4 protein-coding genes are annotated in these 2,290 nt (G+C 31.8%); 3 read left to right on the top strand and 1 reads right to left on the bottom strand.

Annotated elements, in window-relative coordinates; all coding sequences use genetic code 11:
• From D479_RS19560 to D479_RS20910, 3 genes are all read left to right on the top strand, one after another.
• Positions 1–455 (top strand): phosphotransferase (locus D479_RS19560; RefSeq protein WP_008640600.1); only part of this gene is annotated, 455 nt, incomplete at its 5' end.
• A gap of 199 nt (positions 456–654) precedes the next feature.
• Positions 655–1,080, top strand: coding sequence for an HNH endonuclease (locus tag D479_RS19555; RefSeq protein ID WP_008640598.1), 426 nt, complete (start codon positions 655–657; stop codon positions 1,078–1,080).
• 5 nt (positions 1,081–1,085) lie between these two features.
• Entirely contained in the window at positions 1,086–1,253 is a 168-nt protein-coding gene (locus tag D479_RS20910) for a hypothetical protein (RefSeq protein WP_193743904.1), read from the top strand.
• Positions 1,254–1,365: 112 nt separating this feature from the next.
• Here the strand turns inward: D479_RS20910 and D479_RS19550 are convergent, their stop codons facing one another.
• Complete coding sequence (locus tag D479_RS19550) at positions 1,366–2,196, bottom strand: toll/interleukin-1 receptor domain-containing protein (protein WP_008640596.1); 831 nt, start codon at positions 2,194–2,196, stop codon at positions 1,366–1,368.
• Between the last annotated feature and the right edge of the window lie 94 nt (positions 2,197–2,290).

Below are 2,290 nucleotides of genomic sequence, written 5' to 3'. Positions count from 1 at the left end.
ATTGGTCCAAACTTATAGAAAGTGCTTACCAAAAATTAAAACTTGGTCAATATACAGTAAAAGGTCCTTTAACTCTCACTCATGGCGATCCTCACCTTGAGAATGTTTTTGGTTACGATAATGAAATTTGGTTTATTGACTGGGAGTGGACTGCAATTGGTTCACCTCTAAGGGATATAACTATATTGTTGCAAGATGTATATGACGAAGAACTGGTGCAGTACACATATAGAGCTTATAAAGAATTATTAAATAGTAAAAATATATCGATAAGTAATGATGCATATAGAAGAGATTTTCACCATTTATATATAGATCATACAACGATGATGTTGGCATGGGAAATTGAAAAGTATTTTCAGGGATATACCTCTGAAGCAAGAATTAAACAAATTGTAGAATTTAAGATGAGAGAAATTAACAGGGTGGTCAATGAACAGGCAGGCATATCCTAATAGCTGTGAAATACGGACATGCGTATACAGGAGAATGCTTAAATATCTTGATTTCAATTCTTCCGCATAAGGGGGAGATTGTTCAATAGAGCATTAGTCCTTTATTACATAAGAACAGGGAATATCGTGGCATATGATAACTAAAGAAGCAGGTTAATTCAATAAGAAACTGATTAGATAAATGAAGAAAGGGATGTTAATGAAAACAGATTATAGAAATTTCAAACTTAAAATCGACTTAAAACCCTCTGCTTATCATCGCAATACTGTTAGGAGGAATATTTCACAAACACTATGGAAGAAAATTAGGGCTCAGGTATTAGAAGAACACAATTACACCTGTTCTATTTGCGGACATGCCCCACCTGTTGAAGAGTTAAAGAGACTTCATGTTCACGAAATAGAGGAGTATGCCAAAGATGAATTATTGTGCATGCTAAAAGGTTTAGATTTAATTTGTGAAAAATGCCATGCATTTCACCATATAGGACGAACGTTTAGTATTTTAAATAAGGAGCAAATAAGTGAGCTGAAATTACACTTTATAAAGGTTAATAATTGTTCAGAGGATGACTTCAACAAGTATTTAAAAGCTTTTTTATCAAAAATCAGGAGGCTAGTTTAGAAGCAATGAATGAGCGTGTTGCTAAACATAAAGAAACAGCCATTACTAAAGAGAAATCCATCTTGGATGATACAGTTTTGTATCGAATCGAAGGGAATATTCCGTATAAAGAAGAAGTCATTAAACAATTAACAGATAAAGGGCTGTATCGATTGTATGACGATGAGGAATAACGATTTGTTGAACTAAACGGGGCGAATCTGAATTAAGGAATTCGCCCCGTTTATAGCAGTGCAATATTTTCTAATGATGAATTAAAAGTAAATCATAGGTCTCCCTTAATCCCTAGTTAAGAAGTTTTTTAACATTTTCAACTATCTCATCTATAGTATTAATGCCAGTGTTTAAAGCAAGTTTATTAGATAAAGACAGACTATATTTCTGTACCTGATCTGCAGTTACATTGTGCCAAATTGGTAATATTATCTGTGACTTAGTAGCTCCTTCTTTACTTAAAATCCCATCCAACTCATAGTTAGTCCAATATTTTTCTATAAAGCTAGGAGAAATTACTACAATCCCATATTTTGAATAGGCAAGTCCATTATCGATTTCTTGTCTAATGCTTTTCCCCCAACCTATACTATCGGAATCATACCAAACACTTACGTTTGCATCTTTTAATGCTTCTGCTAAATCATTAACGAAACTATCTTTATCATTAGCTGAATGGGAAATAAATACATCATATTCTTTAAGTTGGTCTTCATCCATTTTTTGTACTGCTAATTCATCTCGGGCGAGGTTTTGTTGTATTTTATAATCATTAATTTTCTTCTCTTGCTCTTTGAAGATCTTGTTCTGTTCTTTTTGCCTTTCATTATTAAGATCGGTCATAGCTTTATTATATTCTGTATTTTTTTTAGAAATTTTGGTTAACAAGTCTGCTTGTTTCTTTTTTGCATTTTGAATTTTATTGTTCTCTCTTTGAATTTCTCTTTCTTTAGTTTTTATTGTGCTCGATTGTTTAGATCTACTTATAGTATCGTTGGCTCTATTGATTTTCTTGATTGCTGATGCTTCATCATCTACAGCTTTAGATCTTTTATTTTCTAATTGATTTATTTCTCTTTGTAACCTTTTAATTTTACCATCCAAAAAGTTTGTGCTTACCATATAGTGCTCCCTTCCATTTATTGTTATTTACTTATATAATAAAGGATGTAAAGAGAAAAATCTCGATATAGGTAATTTTATATTATAATAGAAT

The organism is Halobacillus sp. BAB-2008 (assembly GCF_000328325.1).
Lineage (GTDB): Bacteria > Bacillota > Bacilli > Bacillales > Halobacillaceae > Halobacillus.
The sequence above is the reverse complement of the archived record's forward strand: the minus strand, read 5'-3'. Positions and strand labels throughout refer to the sequence as shown.